This window comes from Solimicrobium silvestre, from assembly GCF_002976435.1.
GTDB lineage: Bacteria > Pseudomonadota > Gammaproteobacteria > Burkholderiales > Burkholderiaceae_D > Solimicrobium > Solimicrobium silvestre.
Genome location: NZ_PUGF01000028.1, coordinates 1 through 23,119 on the forward strand (window position 1 = coordinate 1; position 23,119 = coordinate 23,119).

Annotated in this window: 17 protein-coding genes and 1 pseudogene; 5 read left to right on the forward strand and 13 right to left on the reverse strand. The window is 48.8% G+C overall.

Annotation, left to right across the window (positions count from 1 at the left end; translation table 11 throughout):
- Positions 1-125 precede the first annotated feature (125 nt).
- Positions 126-881, reverse strand: a pseudogene (locus S2091_RS20615) (LLM class flavin-dependent oxidoreductase); the annotation flags it as partial.
- Between the two features lie 144 nt (positions 882-1,025).
- Between S2091_RS20615 and lldD the strand changes: the two are divergent.
- On the forward strand, positions 1,026-2,165 hold the full coding sequence (gene lldD / locus S2091_RS20620; protein WP_105533857.1) for an FMN-dependent L-lactate dehydrogenase LldD: 1,140 nt from the start codon (positions 1,026-1,028) through the stop codon (positions 2,163-2,165).
- 79 nt (positions 2,166-2,244) lie between these two features.
- Here the strand turns inward: lldD and cysK are convergent, their stop codons facing one another.
- On the reverse strand, positions 2,245-3,222 hold the full coding sequence (gene cysK, locus S2091_RS20625; protein ID WP_105533858.1) for a cysteine synthase A: 978 nt from the start codon (positions 3,220-3,222) through the stop codon (positions 2,245-2,247).
- 274 nt (positions 3,223-3,496) lie between these two features.
- Here cysK and S2091_RS20630 point away from each other — a divergent pair, with 274 nt between their 5' ends.
- The 4 genes from S2091_RS20630 to S2091_RS20645 all read left to right on the forward strand — a co-directional run bounded on the left by S2091_RS20630 (position 3,497) and on the right by S2091_RS20645 (position 9,992).
- Positions 3,497-4,609 carry an HDOD domain-containing protein gene (locus tag S2091_RS20630; protein ID WP_105533859.1) on the forward strand — a complete coding sequence of 371 codons (1,113 nt, stop codon included), beginning with the start codon at positions 3,497-3,499 and terminating at the stop codon, positions 4,607-4,609.
- A gap of 182 nt (positions 4,610-4,791) precedes the next feature.
- Positions 4,792-7,032: a S9 family peptidase gene (locus S2091_RS20635; RefSeq protein ID WP_341477013.1), complete on the forward strand. Its 2,241-nt coding sequence runs from the start codon at positions 4,792-4,794 to the stop codon at positions 7,030-7,032.
- A gap of 177 nt (positions 7,033-7,209) precedes the next feature.
- Positions 7,210-8,613, forward strand: coding sequence for an FAD/NAD(P)-binding protein (locus S2091_RS20640; RefSeq protein ID WP_105533860.1), 1,404 nt, complete (start codon positions 7,210-7,212; stop codon positions 8,611-8,613).
- 230 nt (positions 8,614-8,843) lie between these two features.
- Positions 8,844-9,992, forward strand: coding sequence for a porin (locus S2091_RS20645; RefSeq protein WP_105533861.1), 1,149 nt, complete (start codon positions 8,844-8,846; stop codon positions 9,990-9,992).
- 30 nt (positions 9,993-10,022) lie between these two features.
- Here S2091_RS20645 and S2091_RS20650 read toward each other — a convergent pair whose 3' ends face one another.
- From S2091_RS20650 to S2091_RS20700, 11 genes are all read right to left on the reverse strand, one after another.
- Positions 10,023-11,270, reverse strand: coding sequence for an EAL domain-containing response regulator (locus S2091_RS20650; RefSeq protein ID WP_105533862.1), 1,248 nt, complete (start codon positions 11,268-11,270; stop codon positions 10,023-10,025).
- An 81-nt stretch (positions 11,271-11,351) separates the two neighbouring features.
- On the reverse strand, positions 11,352-12,248 hold the full coding sequence (locus S2091_RS20655; protein WP_105533863.1) for an Hpt domain-containing protein: 897 nt from the start codon (positions 12,246-12,248) through the stop codon (positions 11,352-11,354).
- 27 nt (positions 12,249-12,275) lie between these two features.
- Positions 12,276-12,605: an STAS domain-containing protein gene (locus S2091_RS20660; RefSeq protein ID WP_105533864.1), complete on the reverse strand. Its 330-nt coding sequence runs from the start codon at positions 12,603-12,605 to the stop codon at positions 12,276-12,278.
- Between the two features lie 11 nt (positions 12,606-12,616).
- Positions 12,617-12,985 carry a response regulator gene (locus S2091_RS20665; RefSeq protein ID WP_105533865.1) on the reverse strand — a complete coding sequence of 123 codons (369 nt, stop codon included), beginning with the start codon at positions 12,983-12,985 and terminating at the stop codon, positions 12,617-12,619.
- 333 nt (positions 12,986-13,318) lie between these two features.
- The gene (locus S2091_RS20670; RefSeq protein ID WP_243405515.1) at positions 13,319-14,977 is read right to left on the reverse strand and encodes a GMC family oxidoreductase; all 1,659 of its coding nucleotides are present in this window, start codon (positions 14,975-14,977) and stop codon (positions 13,319-13,321) included.
- A complete protein-coding gene (locus tag S2091_RS20675; RefSeq protein WP_105533867.1) occupies positions 14,974-16,992 on the reverse strand; it encodes an alkyl/aryl-sulfatase in 2,019 nt (672 codons plus the stop codon). The genes S2091_RS20670 and S2091_RS20675 overlap by 4 nt, the downstream gene beginning before the upstream one ends.
- Before the next feature lie 93 nt (positions 16,993-17,085).
- On the reverse strand, positions 17,086-18,669 hold the full coding sequence (locus S2091_RS20680; RefSeq protein ID WP_105533868.1) for a class I adenylate-forming enzyme family protein: 1,584 nt from the start codon (positions 18,667-18,669) through the stop codon (positions 17,086-17,088).
- Between the two features lie 343 nt (positions 18,670-19,012).
- Positions 19,013-19,789, reverse strand: a complete 777-nt coding sequence (locus tag S2091_RS20685; RefSeq protein WP_105533869.1) for an SDR family NAD(P)-dependent oxidoreductase — start codon at positions 19,787-19,789, stop codon at positions 19,013-19,015.
- Positions 19,790-19,816: 27 nt separating this feature from the next.
- Positions 19,817-20,974 carry an acyl-CoA dehydrogenase family protein gene (locus S2091_RS20690; RefSeq protein ID WP_105533870.1) on the reverse strand — a complete coding sequence of 386 codons (1,158 nt, stop codon included), beginning with the start codon at positions 20,972-20,974 and terminating at the stop codon, positions 19,817-19,819.
- A gap of 17 nt (positions 20,975-20,991) precedes the next feature.
- Positions 20,992-22,233: a thiolase family protein gene (locus S2091_RS20695; protein ID WP_105533871.1), complete on the reverse strand. Its 1,242-nt coding sequence runs from the start codon at positions 22,231-22,233 to the stop codon at positions 20,992-20,994.
- Positions 22,234-22,269: 36 nt separating this feature from the next.
- A complete protein-coding gene (locus tag S2091_RS20700; RefSeq protein ID WP_341477014.1) occupies positions 22,270-23,058 on the reverse strand; it encodes an enoyl-CoA hydratase/isomerase family protein in 789 nt (262 codons plus the stop codon).
- Positions 23,059-23,119: the final 61 nt, after the last annotated feature.

Here is a 23,119-nt window from a genome sequence, read left to right on the forward strand (position 1 = left end):
TCCAAACCAATCATTTTTACGGTAGTATCCATTTCGGACTCCTTCTCTTGATTGTCGCTTGCCAGCCCACCTGGCTCGCTAGGCACATTATGATGCCGTTTTCAGGAGGGTGGAGTCCATTTCATTAAGGTAGACGGCCTGCCACTGCGTAAATTTACAAACGCCTGCTGCATGGAGGTGGCTCTATAGTTGGCTTCTTCGTCGCTATCTGCTGCAACCACATTCATCCCCAGCATTACATATGGTTTGGCAAGTTGTGCTGACGGCTTGAACGTGGCGCGATATAGCTCAATAGCTTGCATCATTTGTGCCGGTGCAAAATGTGAGGCAAACGCATACGGCCGCCCCAATTCTGCAGCTAGTTGCGCGCCATATAAGCTGGAACCGAGTATCCAGATTGGAATGTTTAAGCCAGTGCCGGGAACCGCGCGTACCGAACGTTTTGGCTCTGCTGAAAAGTAATCCAGTAATTCCACTACATCTTGCGGGAATTCGTCCGCGTCGGAAGCCAGATTGCGCCGCAATGCTCGCGCCGTTACCTGATCCGAACCGGGAGCTCGTCCCAGTCCCAAATCAATCCGACCGGGGAACAGCGATTCCAGCGTGCCGAACTGTTCGGCAATCACCAGCGGTGAGTGGTTAGGCAACATAATTCCGCCTGCTCCGACTCGTATCCGTGTAGTGCCGCCCGCCACATGGCCAATTAGTACCGCAGTTGCTGCACTGGCAATGCCCGGCATGCCGTGATGTTCCGCAAGCCAATAGCGGTGGTAGCCCCAGCGCTCGCCATGTTGGGCAAGATCAAGGCTGTTGCGAAACGACTGGGCAGCAGTGCTGCCTTGCGTGATGGGGGAGAGGTCGAGTATGGATAAGGGGATCATTTCAGCCACTTGAGGATTAAAGTTGGAAAGACAAGGGTGTTACGCTTGAATGATAGATTAATTGAGATAATCTGATTTAATTGCATATCCACAAGATAGCTTGTTACAATTTCCAGCATCTGATTTCTTTATGAAAGAGTTCCCATGATTATTTCGTCTGCAGCAGATTTTCGCGAAGCGGCACGGCGCAAGCTGCCGCGCTTTTTGTTTGATTATATTGACGGCGGTAGCTACGTTGAGCACACCTTAAAAGCTAATAGTGCTGATTTGGCTAATATCTGTTTGCGGCAGCGGGTACTTAAAAACATCACCAATTTAAGCCTTGAAACTGAATTGTTTGGTCAGAAACAGGCCATGCCGATTGTGTTCGGCCCAGTTGGATTAAGCGGTATGTTCGCACGGCGAGGCGAGGTTCAAGTTGCCAAGGCAGCGGCTAATAAAGGGATTCCATTCACCTTGTCGACGGTTTCAGTTTGCTCAATGGAAGAAGTTGCAGCGCAAAGTTCGCAGCCGATCTGGTTTCAGTTGTATGTGTTAAAAGATCGTGGTTTTATGAAAAATGCGCTTGAAAGAGCACAAGCCGCTGGCATAAAAAACCTGGTATTTACTGTTGATATGCCGATTCCCGGCGCACGTTATCGTGACGCGCATTCTGGCATGTCCGGCCGCTATTCCGCACCAAGGCGGATCTTGCAAGCGATGACTAAACCGGCATGGGCATTTGATGTCGGCATTAATGGCCGTCCGCATGATCTGGGAAATGTTTCGGCCTACTTAGGGAAAGCGATAACACTGGAAGATTATATCGGCTGGTTAGGGAAAAATTTTGATGCATCAATTAGCTGGTCGGATCTGGAATGGGTGCGTGAATTTTGGAAAGGGCCGATGATTATTAAAGGTATTCTGGACCCTGACGACGCGCGCGATGCCGTTAAGTTCGGTGCCGACGGTATCGTCGTATCCAATCACGGTGGGCGACAACTTGACGGCGTTCTTTCTACCGCCAAAGCATTGCCTTCGATTGCGCAAGCCGTTGGTAGCGACCTGACTGTGTTGGCTGATTCGGGGGTACGTTCTGGGTTAGATGTCGTACGCATGCTGGCTCTTGGTGCCAAAGGGGTTTTATTGGGAAGAGCGGCAGCCTACGCTTTGGCGACAAACGGGCAGCAAGGGGTTGAACATTTGCTGGATATTTTTGCGCAGGAAATGCGCGTTGCAATGACATTGACAGGCGTGACTACTATTGCGCAAATTGACGAAACCATTCTTAATTTAAAAGTGTAAATTGACGCCGCATATGTAGAAACGAAAAAATCTCGTTAATTTAGCAAATTAACGAGATTATATTGCTACCAGTCGACGATTAAACCTTCAAGCCACTGACATCAAACACGCCATCAAACAACACTGAACTTAAGTAGCGCTCGCCAGAATCAGGCAAGATCACCACGATCGTTTTGCCTGCATTTTGGGGCAGTTTAGCCAAACGTACCGCCACCGCAGTTGCGGCGCCGCTTGATATTCCCGACAAAATACCTTCTTCGCGGGCTAAGCGTAGCGCAAATGCAATCGCATCTTCATTGCTAACGGTTTCAATGTCATCGACCAAACTTAAGTCAAGCACCTCTGGCACAAAACCAGCGCCGATGCCCTGGATTTTATGCGGGCCTGGTTTGATTGTTTCATGGGCGCGTGCCTGGCTTAATACCGGGCTGGCAATCGGTTCGACGGCGACCGACTGCACCTTCGCGCCTTTGATCTTTTTAAGGTAACGCGAAACACCGGTAATGGTGCCGCCCGTGCCAACACCCGCAATAAAGATATCTACTTTTCCGTCGGTATCGTTCCAAATTTCTGGCCCTGTTGTTGCTTCATGAATGGCCGGATTAGATGGATTTTTAAATTGTTGTAGCAAGACATATTTATCGGGATTTGATGCCGCAATTTCTTCCGCTTTGGCGATGGCTCCACTCATCCCTTTTGCGCCTTCGGTCAGGATCAATTTTGCGCCGTAGGCCAGTAACAATTTGCGCCGTTCAATGCTCATTGTTTCAGGCATGGTTAAGGTAAGCGGAATTCCGCGCGCCGCTGCTACAAATGCTAAAGCAATACCGGTATTGCCACTGGTGGGTTCGACGAGTTCTTTGCCTGGCCCTAAAACGCCGCGCTTTTCTGCATCGTCGATCATGGCGGCACCGATGCGGCATTTCACTGAATAAGCTGGGTTGCGACCTTCAATTTTTGCCAGAATCGTGGCACCAGCGCCATCGCTGACGTGGTTTAAGCGTACTAGCGGAGTGCGCCCGATCGATAGCGAATTATCTTTAAACCAGTTTGACATGACAGCCCCTTTGGAAATGGTGAGTAAGTTTAAATAAGTATGAATAAAGCCACTTTTCTAATGAGTTCTATGAGCATACCTAACTCTTTTTATAAGGACAACGAATAAAAAAATATTACTATATGCAAAAATGTTAAGTTTGGATGGCTCTGCACAAGAGCTAAATTTCTGCGTATTTAATCCCCGTTTTAAGCAGGTTTTATGTGGTTCATTTATTTTTTCTGCTATTGTGAATATGCAACATGTACTTGTCTGAGGTCATCGCGGGGATAAAATGCGTACGCTGATATTGTGGTTCCACCGACTGTTTAATCCTGGCTATATACCTAAAAGTAGCCGTGCCGGTACGCAGTCAGCGAGCGATTCAATGTCAACCGCTTCAAGCAGGGCAGCGGCCAAATTGGCTAAGTTAGCCAAATCACTCGCGTCCAGCAAACATGCTGCACCCAAGAATGAGTTTTTAGGAAATTATAAACAATTACCAAGCTATGTTGATGCGCGCTATTTTGATTGGATGGCGGGTAAATCGACTGGAAACGTAGTCGAAGACAGTTCGTTTGAACGAAAATTAATTGAATATCTGGCCGCTTTGGCCGCTTCTGAGTTTGCCGGTTCTAATTTGATTCCACGAGTTCCCAGCGTGATGGTGCAGTTGCTGAAACGTATGCACGAAGAGAATGTTTCCGGCTCAGAATTGTCGCGCATTATTACCAAAGACGTAGTGCTGGTGGCCGCTATTCTCAGTGAAGTGAATAGCTCTTTTTATAATTTGTCGGATCGCATCAACGATCTTAGTCAAGCCATTCTCCTGCTAGGACATAACCGCTTGCGCATGGTGTTAGCCAAAATCTCATTTACGCCTATTTATAATGCACAGCTTGGTGCTTACACCAAATTAACTGCCGCCAAAATTTGGGAAGAGTCGCAAAAGCGCGCATTTGTATGTTATTTGCTGGCAAAGCATCAAAAGGTCGATCCATTTATGGCTTTTTTGGCCGGTTTAATGCAAGACGTGGGCTTAATGGTGGCGTTGCGGGTGTTTGATCGCAGTAGCGGCAGTGGGCAATTGCCGACCTCACCGACTTTTCGTGATGAGTTTCAGCAGCAGTCTATGGTGCTGTCAGCACGTATCGGCCACATATGGTCGTTGCCGGAAGTGGTGATTAAAGCGATTGAAGGGCAGGGTATGGATAAAACCGCTTTAGCCAAGATACCACTTGCCAAAGTATTGCAAAAAGGAGATTTCTTAAGCAAAACCTGTGTTCTGATTGACTCTGGGCAACTTAATGTCGACATGGAACGGGTTCGTGGTGTGCTCACCGAAGCAGAAATGGATTGTTTGTTTACGCTGCTTGAGGGTAATAAGAACGTTTCCAATATTTTGTGAATTCATCGATTACAGCTAACTCAATCAACGCCAATAACATCATTCCCGTGCACTAGGTTGTTATTAGGGAACACTTCTGCTATCTTCTTGCGAGCAATGCAACATCGCTTACATCATTCCCTACACGCGTTATTCCAGAACTTCAGGTTTCTTGAGGTTGACGCATAACAATTAAAGACAACATGATGCGCTTATTACGGCTAACTCTATTCGCTATGACCTTATCTCTTGCCAGTATCCCTTCCTTTGCCGACCGCCTGACACTTGAACGTATTCACGCCGATCCGTCGCTGTCGGGCCCTACCGTTAGTGCTCTTAAAATGTCGCCGGATGGCAGTCGGGTCACTTTTTTGCGTGGACGTAGTGATGATCGGTTTCAGCTTGATTTGTGGGAATTCAATTTAAAAGACAACTCGACCAAGTTATTGGTCGATTCAAAAATATTGCTGCCTGAAGAGAAGTTATCTGATGCAGAAAAAGCGCGTCGCGAACGTGAACGTACTGCTAGTTTTCATGGGATTTCGGACTACAGCTGGTCGCCGGATGGCAAGCAATTACTAGTGACGTTGGCGGGCAATTTATATTTGGCCGACGTGGCACATCCAGACCAGGCGCGACGGATTGTTTCTGGTGATGTGATTGATCCAAAAATTTCACCTAAGGGACATTATGTGTCGTTTGTGCGTGCGCAAAATTTATTTACGATTGATTTAGCCACCAACAAGGAGCAGCAATTAACCACGGACGGTGGCGGTGCAATTCATAACGCCGAAGCCGAGTTTGTAGCGCAGGAAGAAATGTCGCAGACCAGCGGCTATTGGTGGGCGCCGGATGACTCGGCAATTGCCTTCAAGCATTTTGATGAAACGCCAGTACCGAATGCACGTCGCTTTGAAATTTATGCTGATCATACCGAAATTATTGAACAGCGTTATCCAGCGGCGGGTGATCCGAACGTATTAGTTTCGTTGGCGCTGGTAGCACCGACCGGCGGAAAAATCCACACTGTGGATTTAGGTAAAGAAACGGATATTTATCTGGTGCGCGCCGACTGGAGTTCCGACGCGCAGCACTTGGTGTATCAACGCGAAACGCGTGATCAAAAGCGTCTGGATTTGGTGGCAGTGGATGCGTCCACATTGGCGCAGCATACCTTGCTGTCAGAAACATCGCCTAGCTGGGTCAGCGTTGGCGTTGCGCGTCCACACTTTCTGGAAAAAACTAAGCAATTCATTTGGGCCTCAGAACGTAGCGGCCGCAATCATGTGTATTTGTACGACATGAATGGACAGATGCTGCATGCAATTTCAAGCGGCGAATGGGGTATTGATGATGTGCTGGCCGTCGATGAAAAAGCCGGGCGTGTGTATGTTGCCGCTAACCGCGACGCGGTGATTGATAAGCAGGTGTATGCGTTAGCGATAGACGGCAGCATGGCAGACCATCCGGCACGTGTCACCAAAGCCGATGGCTGGCATGAGGCTAATTTCTCCAAGCATGGCAGTGCGTTTATTGATACCTGGTCAGACAACGACACGCCACCGCAAGTCAGTGTCCGGCATGCCGATGGCAGCTTAATCACCTGGCTGGAACACAATGAACTCAACAGCACGCATCCGTATGCGCCGTATAAACCTTCGCATGTGCCAACCGAATTTGGCACGCTGAAGTCAGCGGACGGGCAAGTGCTGCATTATTCAATATTGAAACCACCCGGCTTTGATCCGGCCAAGCACTATCCGGTATTTTTAAGTGTCTATGGTGGCCCACACGCGCAAACGGTGCAACGACGCTGGGGTGATTTATTTGGGCAAGTGATGGCGCAGCAAGGTTACGTGGTGTTTAAGTTGGATAACCGCGGATCCTTCCGCCGTGAACGCCGTTTTACCGATGTGATTTATAAAAATTTAGGTAAAAATGAAGTGGCAGATCAGTTGGTCGGTATTGATTGGCTGGCACAACAACCGTATGTCGATGCTAAACGGATCGGTGTATTTGGCTGGAGTTATGGCGGCTTTATGACTTTGCGTTTATTGGAAGCAGCATCCGATCGTATCGCGTTGGGCGTTGCCGTTGCACCGGTTACCGAGTGGGATTTATACGATACGCATTACACAGAACAATTTTTAACTCGCCCTAAAGACAATCCGGAAGGCTATCAACAAAGCGGCGTAATTGCACATCTGGATGGATTAAAGTCACCGTTATTACTGATCCACGGCATGGCGGATGACAATGTGTTGTTTGTGAATTCGACCCGCTTAATCGACGAAATGCAAAACCGCGGCATCCTGTTTAACATGATGACTTACCCTGGCGGCAAACACGGCATATCTAAGAAATCCAGCAATTTGCATGTGTTCAAGACGATTAATAATTTCTTTAACCAGCATTTTGGTGTGAGTGGCATTGATCAAAAATAAGTTGGATATGGAGATTGGCAAAGTGGGCGCACGTGTCTAGTGCCCACCAAAATGTTGCTGGTGATATTGGGCATGCGCGCGGCGAACTCGGCGTTATACGCTAAATGCTGACCGATTTTTTTGCGGATTATCAGGTGCTGGACGTAGTAGGCATATCGACTTAAGGGCGCATCAACATTGAAAACAATTGCAATTATCGGCGCAGGATTTAGCGGAACCGTTACCGCATTAAACCTGTTGCGCCAGGCTGAAGCTTTAAAAGCACAAATCAATGTGGTCTTGATTGATAAGGCGGCCTCGTTTGGCAAAGGCTTAGCCTACGCAACAGAAGATGACAATCTTGTGCTGAATGTGCCGATCGGTAATATGAGTGCATTTGCCGATTTGCCGGATGATTTTTTAGAGTTCTGCCATGGAATGGATTCCTCTTTAAATCACGGTTCTTTTGTATTTAGGCGCATTTATGGTGAATATCTACAGTTAAGATTGCGTGAAGCAAAATCGGCGTATACCGACAGATTAATTGAAATGCGGGATTTCGTAACAGGGATGCGACCAAGCCAAGGCGGCCTCATCCTCAATTTGCAAACTGGCGCGCAAGTGGCCGCCGATTGTGTGGTATTGGCATTCGGTCATTTTGCACCGCGGGCTTTATCTGAAATCTTAGGTGAAGCAACATTTCATCAACGCATCGATCAACAAACTTATTTAGATAACCCCTGGGATGTTGCAGCGCTTGACCGTTTGCCAGCAGACAAGGATGTGTTGATAGTCGGCACCGGACACACCGCTATGGACACCTTGTTTCGTCTGGTTTCTTCTTCATTAGCACGTAAAATTTATATTGTTTCCAGACATGGACACACACCGAATGGACATCGAAAAGCAGGTGAATTTGTCAAGCTGGCGCAGTTGACCAAGTCGGTAGAAAGTACGATGAGAAGTTTGCTTTCTGACCGGCCAACAATCAGGATGCTATTTTCAACAATCCGTAAATTAAGCAAGCAGCATAGTGAGCAGCAGGGTAACTGGCGTGATGTGATTAACAGTCTTCGACAACTTACTCCGGAAATTTGGCGGGCGCTGCCAGGCAGCGAGCGGGCGCGATTTTTACGCCATGTCGTTTATCACTGGGATGTGTTGCGACACCGACTTGCACCGGTCGCTATTCGACGCTTTGAAGACTTGCTCTCTGCAGGGCGGGTTGAAATTATTGCCGGACGTATTGCGCAATTTGACTCAATTGCGGGCGATAGCACTATCTGCGCAAGCATCCGCCTGCGAGGGTCAAATCGCTGCCGAGAATTCATGGTTGGCTCCGTTATTAATTGTACTGGCCCAAACTATGATATTCACCGCATTAGCAACCCCTTGGTGCGGCAACTGACCGATGCGGGGATTTTGCAGCAAGATGAGTTGAAGACGGGTTTTACCGTCGATGAAAATTATCGTTGCAGTGATTTGCCTAATCTCCATTACATCGGCCCTATGTTAAAAGCCAGTTACTGGGAAGCGATTGCGGTTCCGGAGTTGCGAGTGCATTCGCAAAACCTAGCGAAAATAATACTCGTGAGCGCCTGATAAATTTGTGGATCCGGTTGGGAGAATCGCATTAATTCGCTGATTCACCGGCCATCGCATTTTTATTGACATTTCCTTACAGCTAATTCCCTTATGCGATTTCCGCATATCAAAACTTAAAATCATTCGTTCTGTAAAGAAACTGTGAATGCTAATCTGCGTTTTCCAGTGATAGCCAACGTGTTTGCTCACTCAAACGCTGTCAACTTTACATTTTTACGAAAGAAATAATGAACTACAAACATTTTGCAATCGGCTTGGTTTCTTTAGCTTCAGGCGTAGCACATGCACAATCCAGCACCACAATTTATGGCGTTATTGACGCTGGCACGCGTTACTCTTCCGGTCTGGGTTTGTCGGCGACTTCCTCGCCATCCGCAAGCAACGCGAGCACAACTGGCTTGGCTAGCGGGGTAGACAGGTCAGGACGTTTTGGTTTTACCGGAACGGAAGATCTCGGCGGTGGTTATCAGGCATTATTTAAATTGGAAAGCGATCTATATACAAATACCGGCAGTACCAACGCCAACACTGGTACCGGTAAAGATGCTGCGGCGGCAACGACCGATAAATTTTTTGAACGTGAAGCCAGTGTGGGTATTGCCACGCCATTTGGAAAAGTATTATTTGGACGTCAGCAAAGCGTGATACGTGACATTATTGATGAAATTGATGCCATTGATGGACGCTTCACCGGATTCAACCCAAATTTACAATTCACCTCTCTTAATTCAGCTTCTTTAGTCACTTCGTCGGGTACTTACTATGGCACAGGCGACCCTGGTAATGGCTCCATGATGAGACAAGATAACGCGGTTAAATACATCGCGCAATCGGGCCCGGTTACCGGTACGTTGTTGTATTCATTTGGCGGTGTGGCTGGCTCGACACCATCTGGCTCAAGTGCCCAGGCAGGATTAAGCTATCGCGATGGTGGATTAGTGTTATCTGCTGCGTATGAAAATTTAAACAATAATAACGATACTCTTAAATTGACTGCGTACACAGCTGGTGGCCGCTACACATTCGGTGATTGGCAAATTGCTGCCAACTATGGAAGTAATAGCGCCGACAATACGCCGACTACACAAATTAAAACGGATATTTATTCAATCGGTACCACGTACGCAGCTACCTCGGCAATTGATCTGACATTGGGCTATTACAATGTAAATCGGACCTGGACTAATGATGTAAAACCAGATGCAACGATTAACCGTGTGATTGGTTTCGCAGAATATAAATTCTCGAAAAGCACGCTGGTTTATTTGGAACTTGACCATAACAAATGGGGTGGCGATGTAACGCAATTCCAGGGCGGTGCTGCCAATAAATCAACAACAACGGGATTCACCATCGGGATTAATCATCAAATTTAATGACGTTGATGCTATTTTTTTATCGTTGCCTTAAACGGAATTCTTTACAGAAGCCCGTTTAGCAAGGCTTTGCAGGCGGACTCGGTTGGTGTCAATCCAATCGAGAAGCTCGGATGCCTGCATCGGTTTGGCAATCAGGTAGCCTTGTGCGATGTCGCAACCCAGTTCTTGTAATAACCCCCAGTCAGCTAGCGCCTCGACACCTTCCGCAACAGTAACAACGCCCAGCCGATGCCCCATGTCGATAGAGCTTTCTAAAATCACCAGCCGGTTTGGGCGCTCCGACGCGCCGTCAACGAAGGCGCGATCAATTTTGAGTTCGGTGAACGGGCAGCGGGACAACTGCTGCATGGACGAATAGCCGATACCGTAGTCATCCATCGCCAACCCAAATCCCTTCAGCCGTAGTCGTACCAGATTGGCGAGGCATTGCGACAGGTTGCTCATCACCATCGTTTCAGTGACTTCCCATATGACGGATTCAGGTTCTACACCGTAGGCGTTGGTGATGCTGACTAGCCGTTCAATGAAGCCTAAATTTGCCAGGTTTTCTGCTGATAAATTGATCGACACTTTGATCGAAGTTAGTCCTGCGTGATGCCAGTTGACGAGTTCGCGCAATGACTGGCCGACGATCGCTAGCGTGAAGGGTTCCATTAAGGGAGAGCCTTCGATACGCGGGATAAAGTGTAGCGGCGACAAAATCCCATGCTCAGGATGTCGCCAGCGGGCGAGTGCTTCAACACCTTTGATTATTCCTGTGGCGACTTCAATTTTCGGTTGAAAAAAGGCGATGAATTGCCCTTGTTCCAGCGCTGTTTCGAGTTCTGCTAAATCGAATCGCGAAGGGTCTAGTATGGCAGGGGAGTGACTAATGATGTGGTCGGCACGTTGCAACGTAGTCAGTAAATCGGTTATTTTTACAGGCTTAACTACGGTGCCGAGCAAGTGCATTCCCGCATCATCTAATCCCATGCTCTCAACAACTTCGAGCATGCGCGGGTCGCGCGCGCTGGTGACGATTAAGTGCTTGGTGAGCTGGCGGTCGGATAAATGATTAATGAGCTCAATACCATCCATGTGCGGCATATCCAGATCCGTTATCACCAGATCGACCATTCCTATGCCGTGGGTTGAGAGTACCCGCAAGGCATCAACACCGTTGCACGCTTCCAGTACGGTGCCAAAATTAAGTGACTTGAACAAGCCCGCCAAATGGGTGCGTTGTACCGAGCTATCCTCTACGATGAGAACGCTTTTATTTGTCCAGTTATTCATCTTAACTCCTTTAACTGATCCACAAATCAATTGTCGATGACGCTTGGTTTGATCAGTAAATGTCCAACATCTGTTACTTTTTTACAATAGCTCATGAGTGACGTGAAGCGCGCCAGTTAGTTCTTGCCGGGTAATTATGCCGCAACGGATCAAGATTGTTCCCAGACGTTCTGCTTGTTCCGGCATGCGTTGGATGAGCTGAATATAGTCTGAAACATGGCTTTGCGGTGTCAGCAGTTGAATGCTGCAATCATCGCGTAAAAATTCAAATACGTTTTCTATTGTGGCTTGATCAGCAGCACTACTTAAGGTAATTTCGAATCCCAGGTAACACGACTCAGGGTTCATTTTTTCGCTATCCGGTACCGCATCGATTAGCGTAACGATGCCGGCGATGGTGCCAAGTTTGGCAAGGTAACGAATAAACGAAAGTGGCTCCATTCCGTTGCGCAGTACGTCGGGGCCGAAACGTAAGGAGATCTGCCAGTAGCCGCTTTCTTTATCTGCGTTGCCGCTAGGTTTCCGAATTGCGCCAGATGGCCGAGGCTGAGCTGTGGTAAGCGCTGGAGTTGATGTTGAAATCGATGCGCCTAAATAGAGTTGTAATTGCTCCGACAATAGCAAGCCGCGCTGCGACATGGCTTGATCCGGTTCCAGTTGGCCAGCTTCAGCTGCATCAACCATTGTGCCGATATAGTTACTGCATGAGGAAAGCAGAGTGACCATGCGATCGGCAATGCCAATTTTGTCTTCCCGTACCAGTTCAAGTACGTTCTCAATCAGTTGGCTAAAGGCGGCGATATGATCGAGACCAAACAAACTGGCTGAACCTTTAATGATATGCGCGGTACGAAATATCGTTTTCACCATATCGGTTTGATTTTTTGCATGCTCGACCGTAAGCAATGCCGTGTCCATCGCTGCCAGTAACTCACGACTTTCAATAATAAATGTCTGTAATGGTTGATCGCGATTCATTTGAGTGTCTCTTTACTGGAAAATCGCCTAACGGCGGCCAGTTGCCGGTGATGCTGAAATTAATGGGGAATCGTCAAAATAGGTGATCAGGTTGAACAGCTTCAGCACCTCTATCACCGCGCGACTATGTGCAATCAATCGTAGTGTTCGCCCGTTTGCCAACGCCTGTTTTTTGATCATGATAAGAACTTGTACGCCTGCCGTATCCAGCTCACTGACTGAGGCAAGATCGAGTTCCAGTTGCTTGGTCTGATCCAGTGCGGCCAATAGCGTGTTCTTCAGTTCGGCGGCGCGATAAATATCCATCTCGCCTTCGATACGCAGGGTAGCTGTTGCGGTGATTGTCTCGGCTGTCATGTGATCTCCGCTCAAGGTATTGCCAGCATCTGCACTGCACCTAGTAATACGTCCAGCTTGAATGGTTTTACCACCCATGCCTTGGCGCCTGCAGCCTGACCTTCGCGTTTTTTCACTTCCTGCGACTCAGAGGTCAGCATGATGATGGGTGTAAAGCGATAGTGCGGCAGCAGTTTTATCGCTTTAATAAAGCTGATGCCATCCATATTGGGCATGTTGACATCGCTGATGATGAGATGGATTTTTTGACCGGAAAGCTTGCTGAGCGCATCATTGCCGTCACAGCCTTCAATGACGTCGTAACCGGCATCTTTCAATGCAAGGCCGACAACCTCTCTTAACGAGATCGAATCGTCTACAACCATAATGGTTTTGCTCATCATATTCCCCCTAAAATCTTTACCCTGACTATGTATATTAGGTAGATTTTTTGTACATTCCAGTTATAAGAAGCTTTTTTTATTTCCTAAAGCATATATTGCCCAGCGGCATATAGCTATGCCCTAAATAGGGCATTTACATCGCTATTTTTTTGGTATATGGAGGGTTTTGCTAGCAATTAGTCACTAAAGCTTATGCTATGACTAATTAAGGTTAAATAATTGCTACGGTTGGTTTATATCGTGAGGTAGAAAAGTTGCCTAACTTGACATTGGGTAGGCAGTGTCAGTCGCGGCAACTTGGGGGAAGTGGATGGGTGATAATTTTCCTATTTATTTACAGTGTGCAAACTCTGGCAATTTACTCATGGTTCTTAGTTCCAAAATCATGTCGGATGCTTTTTCTGCAATCATAATGGTGGGCGCATTGGTATTGCCACTCACCACATTCGGCATGATGGACGCATCAACCACCCGCAAGTTATCAAGACCATGTACTTTGAGATCGGGCCCGACTACGGCCATTTCATCAATCCCCATTTTGCAAGTACCAACCGGATGAAAACCATTCCCAAGGTGGTTGCGGCAAGCCTCCAAAATCTCTTCATCGCTGACACGTTCTGCGCCCGGCACCAGTTCTTTTTTACGTGATGCAGAAAAAATTGGCGCGGCTAGCCAGCGACGTGCCAGCCGGATACCGTTCAATAAGGATTTGATGTCATCAGGATGTTCCAGCAAGCATTGGTCAACAACCGGCTCTGCATAGGGATCATTGCTGGCAAGGCGTACAGAACCTCGTGATTTAGGGCGGACCACATAAACATGAACCGAATAGCCGGTTTTTGCGAGAAGGGCAATGTCGCGTCCTGAGTCGTCGAACAGCACCGGGATGATGTGATACTGCACGTCGGGAATCACATGCTCGGGACTGGAGCAAAGGTAAGCTCCGATTTCGGTTGCGGATGCTCTGAGCAAGCCTTTTTTATGTCGGTAATATTGCCAGATTGCTTTGCACATTCTGGCGATGCCTGTCGGCGTCAGGCTAGTTCCACCGTGGTCATGACTGGAGGTTAACACACAGGAATCGACATGTTCTTGCAGATTTTGACCTACGCCGGGCAGCACATGTTTGCACGCAATCTTGTGGCGCTTTAATTCGAACGGATCACCAATGCCAGACAGCATCAGAAGTTGCGGGCTGCCGTAAGCACCGGCAGACAATATCACTTCACATTTCGCGGCAACAAAGCATGGCTGTCCATTGACTTCATAATTCACTCCGCTGACACGTTTTCCGATCAGATTGAGTTGGGTTACATGGGCATGGGTAATCACGGTCAAGTTGCTACGCCGACGTGCAGGATCAAGAAACGCAGCCGCCACGCCACAACGTTGACCGTCGCGGATAGTGAACTGGTAGATGCCGACGCCTTCTGGTTTTGCACCGTTAAAGTCGTCGGTTAATGGCAAGCCAGTCTGCTTGGCAGCCTCAAGAAATTGCTGGCTGATTGGGTAATGCATTTCTGCATCCGAAACATGCAGCGGCCCACCTGAACCATGATGAGAGGAAGCGCCGCGCGCATTGTCTTCAGAGCGTTTGAAGTAAGGCAGTACTTCGTCAAAGCTCCAGCCGGTATTACCTAACGCAGCCCATTCGTCGTAATCGCGGCGAAACCCGCGAATGTAGACCATGCCGTTAATAGCCGAACTGCCGCCCAGCCCTTTGCCACGTGGCAGAAACATGCGCCGACCTTTGCAAACCGTTGGGTCCGCCTTGGCGCGATACGCCCAATTGTATTTGCGGCTAAACATGAAGTAGCCGAATGCGCCGGGAGTGCGAATTAATGCCGATTGATTGTCACCACCGGCTTCCAGCAAACAAACGCTAATTGCCGGGTCGGCGGAAAGTCGGTTCGCCAATACACAACCGGCCGAACCGCCTCCGATTATCACGTAATCAAACATGGTATTTTCAGTTGTTGGTGTGTTCATGGCAGCACTGGATTTGGTGTGACGATGTTAAAGGTCGGTGAAAAAGTATCCATCAGGCTGAGCAGCATTCCAAAGGCCTGCGGATTACCGTCGATCTTGATTAAGCCCGTGGCAATGGCTTGTTTAGGCGATAATTTCTGCAGCAAAATAGCGTCTAGCGTTGCTCTGCTTAATGTGAGCGTAGCGTCGGCGGTTGTCGATTGTTTTCCTACCAAATAAGTTAGCGCTGAATTTTCCAGATTGAGAACGTAGTGCAAGTCGTTTTTACCAGCAGCGTCGCCGTCACTGAAATTCCAGTTAATGACGATGTGTTTGCCTTCTGCTTTTGGCGCATTCAAGCGCACGCCCAGATAATCAAAAATATTGTCGATGCTGAGTGCTTTTACCGTGTCGGCGCTGTCAGTGCGGAGCTCACCTGCAACAGGTGTTTTTTTACCGTTGCGCAGTTCCATCGCACCATATAAATAGGCATTACGCTCAACCGCCGATTGGGCTTGGTAGCCTAATTGTTCCAATGCATCGGCACCCAGATTACGTGCTTCCTGATTGCTTGGATCCGCAAAAACTAAGTGACTCATCGCTTGTGCTACCCAGCGATATTCACCCTGAACATAATCGGCATGCGCTCGTTTTAAAATTGCTTCGGCACCGCCGCCATAGGCCACAAATTTACGTCCATAATCGGCATCACTCAGCGCATCCAGATTGGCCGGATTGCCGTCATACCATCCGATATATTCTTGATATACCGCCTTGGCATTACGCTGCACGGAACCGTAATAACCCTGCGTTTCCCATTCATTGGCCAGACTTGCAGGCACATTTTTACTCATGAATTCGGCGACTTCGACTGGTTTGTAGCCGAGATTAATTAATCGTAAGGACTGGTCATTAAGCCATTTATACATATCGCGTTGTTTAGATAAGTAGTTGATTACGCGGGTATGACCAATCACAGGCCAAGTGTGCTGGCCGACTAACATCGTCGTGTCGTCGCCAAAACGGGCTAACGCCTGATTTAAATAGTTTGACCAGGCTTGTGCATCACGAATCGATGCGCCGCGTAAGGTCAGTAATTGATGTTGGGTTTGGCAGGCTAATTCACCGGTATCGAGTACTTTAAATTGTGGAAAAAAATGAATCATTTCAGCCGGTGCTTCGGTGCCCGGCGTCAGCATGTTAATAATTTCTACGCCATCAATCACCATTTTTTCAACGGCTTGAGTAACGTAACGGGTCGGTTCAATCAGGGTAATAGTTCCTTTGGAAAGCGCTTTAGCACCGCCAATATCAAGCTGCCCCCGATCACTGCGCGGCAGGCTGGTGCCGAACTGGTATTCAGCACGTCGGCTCATGGCGTTACCCGCCAAAACGTTTTCACTAATGGCGTGCTCCATAAATCCGGTTGGCGCAATAATTTGTACTTTGCCGCTCTTCACATCTTCTTCACTGACCAGGCCTTTAACGCCGCCGTAATGGTCGACATGGCTGTGGTTGTAGAGGATGGCAACGATGGGTTTTTTAGGGCGGTGGCTATAGTACAAATTTAATGCGCTGCGAGCCGTCTCAGTACTGAGCATGGCATCGATGATGATAATGCCGGTTTTACCCTCAACAATCGTCATATTGGTCAGGTCGATGCCGCGCACCTGATAAAAGCCGTCAGTGACTTTATATAAACCATTACCCATGCCTTTGCGGGCTTGAATCCATAGGCTTGGATTAACTGTAGCGGGCGCTTTCTCCGCTTGAAGAAACTCATACCCTTTAAGTGTGTACACGACGTTGCCTTGCGCACCGATTGTTGCTGCGTCAGGAATGCTGCCGATAAAACCATGCGCAATATCTGCGTCGATTTGTGGATCTGCAGGCGGTAAATGGCGAGCTGTTTCGGCGTTTTTTGCGATGGTTGCCGGCTCTGCGTCTTTAGGCGCGTTTAGTAACTGCGCTTGCGCTGTGCTCATGATGAACAGCAGGGATGCCGTTATTGCGTTAATTTTCATGATTTTTTTCATGTGATGACCTCTTTTAGGTTCGTCTTGTTATGGTGAGATAGCTGTGGGTTTACGTTGATTTAGCTGATCTCTGTCTCCGTAGTTGAATACCAGCTAGCTGATCTTCCTGTCCATGTGTTGCCAGTACTTTTCTTTCACCTTACGTCGCAATACTTTGCCGACTACCGACAGCGGCAGTTCTTCAACAAAAATTAATGTTTTAGGTGCCTTGTAAGCGCCTAGCCTATTTTTTGAATGTGCAATTAACTCTTCTGCCGCGACAGAAACACCTTGGCGCAACACCACTTCCGCGTGCAGCGATTCACCCCATTCGGGATGGGGAATGCCGACTACGGCGGCCATTAAAACGGCAGGGTGAGCTTGCAAAGCTGCTTCAACTTCAATCGCATAAATGTTAAAACCGCCGCTGATAATCATGTCTTTGACGCGATCGACGATGTAGATATAGCCGTTGGCATCGATATAACCAAGGTCGCCGGATTTCCATGCGCCATCTTCAAATTCGGCAGCGGTAGCTTCTGGATTATCGTAATAGCCTTTGATGATCGCTTTGCAGCGTATTCGAATTTCTCCGGTTTCCCCGAACGGTAAGGGCTTGCCTTGCTTGTCCGTGATGAATATTTCTACCCCGGGTGTAGCGCGCCCGGCTGACGACAGGTGTTTAATTGCCGCGTCATCATTACTCCGATGCTCGGCTTTATCCAGTATCGAGATGAACATGGCGGCTTCGGTGGCAGCATAGCCTTGCGCAAAAATCTGGCCGAAGCATTGCACCAATTCATCGAGCTTGACCGGACTGATTGGCGCAGCACCATAAATCAGCGTCTTCAAAGAAGAGAAGTCACGCGGCAGTGCACGTTGTAACTCCAGCAGGCGATACAACACGGTCGGCACCAGGAAGGAATGCGTCACCCGCTCTGTTTCAACCACTTCGCGCCAGTGATCCAGATTGAGTTGATTCATGGTGAGATTGGTACCACCGGCAAAGAAGGTCGGGAAAAACGTAATCAACGTGCCGTGCGATAACGGTGTTACGTGTACTAGTCGGGTTGCATCGGTAAAGTTGAGATCAAAATTAATAAATCCGCCATCCCGGCTCGCCAGAATATTGTCGATGGAATACATCGCACATTTACCTTTGCCGGTTGTACCACCGGTAAAACGCAGCATAAAAATGTGCTCGTCGGTATCCAGCTCAACATCGTTGTCTAGCTCGGAAGCAGCTTCAACCAAATCCCAGAATGCACGTACTTCAGGATATTTTTGTGGCTCTGGAATTTCATCCATCGCGACTACTGTGCAGCCCTTGCTGTGCAACAGTGCAGAGTAGGTTTCCAATAAGCGGGTTTCGATAAAAACCACCTTGGGCTGTACCAAGTCCAGCTGCCGTTCGTGCTCTTCAATCGAGTCACGCAAATTCGTCATGACGACCGTTCCTTCTTGTTTGAAGACTACCGGAAACAGCATCAAACTAAGATTGTCATTTTCTAAAATGAGCATGAATTTATCGCCGCATCCCACTTGCAACTCAGTGCGCAAGGCATTGGCGATGCGGTTGGTCAGCCGGTGATATTCATCATAGTTGTAGCGCCGCTGTCGCTCGACGTTGACAATCGCTTCCTGCTCGCCAAAACGTAATGCCATGAGTCGCATAACACGACAAAAATTCATTTTCATTTTTTTACCACCTGATAATTTTGGAAAGTCGTTTAATTTTTACTGTTCAGTTACTAGTTTCAGAAATCAGTGGCAATGTGGATTCTATTAGCCGTCATTCCCGCGGTGGAACTGGGAATTCAGACGATACATCGTCTGCCAGTGGAACGGCTCGTGCCTGCAGGCACGGGCTCCTGCTTAGGAATCCAGGAGCTCGCAAATTTACCGATGAAGGCACTTTGTGCCACTGGATCCCCGCCTGCGCGAGGATGACATTATTTATTACTGGGATATATTTCTATAACCAACTCCGATGATCTTCTCTGAGTTTAAAAACTTAACTGGTTGTTTTTGAAACTTACTATCAACGCGACCGCAAACGCGCCGCGCCATCCAGACGAATCGTCTCGGCGTTGACGTAAGCGTTTTCAATAATGAAGGCGCAGCAATGTGAAAATTCACGCATATCGCCTAAGCGTGGTGGCGCTTCGACCTGTTCTTTCAGGGAATTCAGAATTTTTTCATCCAGTGCGGCAGCCATCGGCGTTAAAAACAAGCCCGGTGCAATCGCATTAACGCGCACGCCGATAGAACCCAGTTCACGCGCGGCAGGCATGTTCATGCCGATGATGGCGGCTTTGGATGAGGCATAAGCACATTGCCCGACTTGCCCTTCATAGGCAGCACCGGAAGAGACGTTGATAACGACGCCGCGTTCTTCGCCGGCTTCGGGCTCATTTTTCGCCATTTGCTCCACGCATTTGGACATGACGTTGAACACGCCATTAATGTTGATGGCCGTGGTTTGTGCAAACTTGGCCAGCGGCGCGGCTTTACCTTCGCGGTTGAGTACTTTAAAGCCAGCTGGCGTGGCGGCACCGTTGATACAAACGTGAATGGCACTAAATTTGGTCATTACCGCATCAACTGCCTGCTGTACAGAGGCTTCATCGCTGACATCGGTTTGTACAAAGAGTGCGCGATCGGCGCCGATTTCTTCCACTACTTTATTGCCAGCTTCCTGGTTGAGGTCAAAAATAGCGATTTTTGCGCCTTTTTCTTCGGCCAGATAATGTGCCGTTGCCAGCCCCAAGCCAGACGCGCCGCCAGTGATAACAATAACTTTGTCTAATATACGCATGATGTTTTCTCGATGTTTTAGTCGGGTTTAGAATGCATTAATACCAGTGAGAGCACGTCCAATAATCAACTGCTGAATTTGCGTGGTGCCTTCTGGAATCGGTGCAACGATGGCTTCACGCGCCAATTTTTCCACCAGAAAATCCGTAGTTAAACCGTTGGCACCATGAATCTGCACTGCCTGTCGGGCTATTTTTACGGCCGCTTCGCAGGCAAAATATTTCGCCATCGCCGCTTCCATTTCGGCCGGTACGCCAGCTTCTATCATCGAAGCGGCGCGGTAGGTGAGCAAGCGCGCTGCGTCAACATTGGTCGCCATTTCAGCCAGCATGGCTGAAATTAATTGGTGGCCCGCGATAGGTTTGCCGTGTTGTTGGCGATCTTTTGAATAACGGATTGCTTCCTCCAGCGCACGTCGGGCGATACCCAAACCTTGTCCTGCGACATATACGCGGGAGCGCTCAAAAAAGGACAGAGTGTTTTTAAGCGCCGCGCCTTCGTTGCCGATCATATTGCTGGCAGGTACTCGAACGTCGTGTAAAAAGACTTGTGCCGTTGATTGGCTGTTCCAGGCGATTTTGTGGATATTGCGGGTTTCGTAGGGATGTTCTTTGCGGTCGAGTAAGAAGTGGGTCAGTCCGCGGCGTGGATCTTCCCCTGTGCGGCAAGTGCAAATTAAAAAATCGGAATAGACGCCGTTACTGATCCAGGTTTTTTCACCGTTAATGATGTAATCATCTCCATCGCGGCGCGCCCGGGTTTTGATTTCAAGCACATTCGAGCCCACATCCGGTTCAGAAATTCCCATGCTGACGAAGGACGTGCCGTTGAGTAGTCCGGGTAAATAACGTTCGCGCAAATGTGCCGGTGCCAGCTTTTCTATCATTTGTGCGCCGAATGAATTGATCAATACAGGCACGGATAAATCGGCAGAAGTAGCGGCGACTTCTTCAAATAGCATCGTCATCGTGAGCCAGTCTATGCCCATGCCGCCATTGGCTTCACTGACTGTGCCAGCCACCAAACCGAATTCGGTCAGCTTCTGCATGATCGCAGCCATCTTTTCTTTCGGTACGAACTGATCGCGATATTCCTTGCTAAAAACCTGGTCAACTTCGGCGTCCAGATAACGTCGCAAACCATCAATAGCGCCTTGCTGTTCTTCCGTTCTGATTACATGTCCCATTACTGCTCCTTGTATGATTATTGTTTTGCCAGAATATTGACCACGACGACCGCTTCTTCGATGCCGAACAAGCCGCCGCCATTTTCTTGAATTGCGATGCGCGCATTGCTGACCTGACGTTGTTCAGCCTCGCCACGCAATTGCGTGACCAGTTCGTGAATCTGCCCTAAACCAGTAGCCGCGATTGGATGGCCTTTTGATTCCAGACCGCCAGACGGGTTAATTGGAATCCGTCCGCCAACAGTAAAATCGCCACGCTCCGCCGCAGGCCCGCCTTCACCAAATGGCACCAGCATTAATGATTCTGCGTTGAGGATTTCGCCGATAGCCGAAGCGTCGTGCACTTCCGCGACACTTACGTCGCTCGGCGCGACACCCGCTTGCTCATAGGCTTTTTTAGCCGCCAGATGCGCAACGATTTTGTAAGGCTCATCCAGACTTCGGTTTGAGCCGGTTTGCACAATCGAAGCAAGAACCCGGATGGCACGATCTTTGGCGTCTTGTAGTTTTTTGAGGCCATCGGCATTGCACAACACGACGGCGGCAGCGCCATCGCTGATCGGTGAGCACATTAACGTAGTCAGCGGATAGCAAATCGGCGGGGAAGCCAGTACCTGTTCAATACTGAATGCTTCACGAAATTGCGATAAGGGATTGTGTACGGAATGCCGGTGATTTTTAGCCGCGACAGCAGCGATCTGACGTTGCGTAGTGCCATAGCGCTGCATGTGATTACGACAAATTGCAGCATACACGTCCATAAATACGCTGTAAGGGCGTTCTGAAACAGTGCCCGGCGGAGGGATAATTCCATCACCCATTGCCAACAGCGTGGTTTTATTTTCTTCCACCGTACTGACATCCCAACCGCCATCGAAGGCGGAAAACATTTTGGCTTTATCGGGGATATTCATTTTTTCTGCACCTACCGCCAAGGCAATGTCGCAACTGCCAGCGCGTAGTGCCAAGGTCGCCAGATTGAAGGCGGAAGAGCCTGACGCGCAGGCATTTTCAACGGTAAATACCGGAATTCCCTCTATGCCGAGGCGGCGCATAGCGATCGGGCCGGGAATGGCAGTTTGCCCTTGAAACAGGCCGTTAGTCATCGTTGCATAGTAGGCCGATCCGACATCGGCAGCGGCGCAACCAGCGTCGGCTAATGCTAACCTGACGGCAACGTTGACCATGTCGTAGACGGTACGGTCAAGTAAGCGGCCAAACTGCGTCATGCCTACACCGACGATATAAATTTCATTCATGTTGCATTCCTTTGTGTGACGATGGGCGCAATTGCATTAGCGGCCCTGAAAATTCGGTGCGCGTTTTTCCATAAAGGATTGCAAGCCTTCTTGAAAATCGAATGAGCGCATGTGCTGGCGCAGCATTACTTGTTCGTGCAGCAGGGCATCTTCACGGCTTTTATCTGCGGAAGCGCGTGCTACCTGTTTCATTCTGAATAGCGCGATAGGGCTCTTTTTGGCGATGTGGGCGGCTAGTTTCAACGTTGCATCAGCCAACTCGTCATCTGCGTGGACTTCACAAACCAGACCGCAATTGTGCATCTCTGTGGCGGTCAGTGATTTGCCCGTCAGTAGTAAATACATCGCCATGTTTAAAGGGATTAAGCGCGACAGAACTGCCGCACCGCCAGCACCGGGATACACACCGAAATTGGCGTGCGCATCCGCAATGGTTGCGCTGCTGGCGGCAACGATTACATCGGCGCACATTGCCAACTCCAAACCGCCTGCCATCGTAACGCCGTTTAACGCGGCGATGACCGGTTTTGGGAAGTTGCGCAGCAAGCCAAAGACCTGATTGGCGCGATCTAAAAAGTCCGCTTCACCGGGTTTGTTTTGCTTGCCTTGCAATACTTCCTTGAGATCTGCTCCGGCGCAGAAGGCGGTGCCAGCACCGGTCAGAATAACTGCCCGTAACTCGTCATTGGCAGCGATATTTATTAAATTGCGCTCAAGCTCAGCCAAGATGGCGAAATTAAGTGAGTTCATGGCGCGAGGCCGGTTCAGCGTAATGCGCGCAACCGAACCGATGGTTTCAACTATCAGCACTTCTTCAGTCATCATGTCTCCTGTTATTTGTGAGTCAGGCCTGTGATGCAGACCTTAAGCTAATGAGGTGATGATA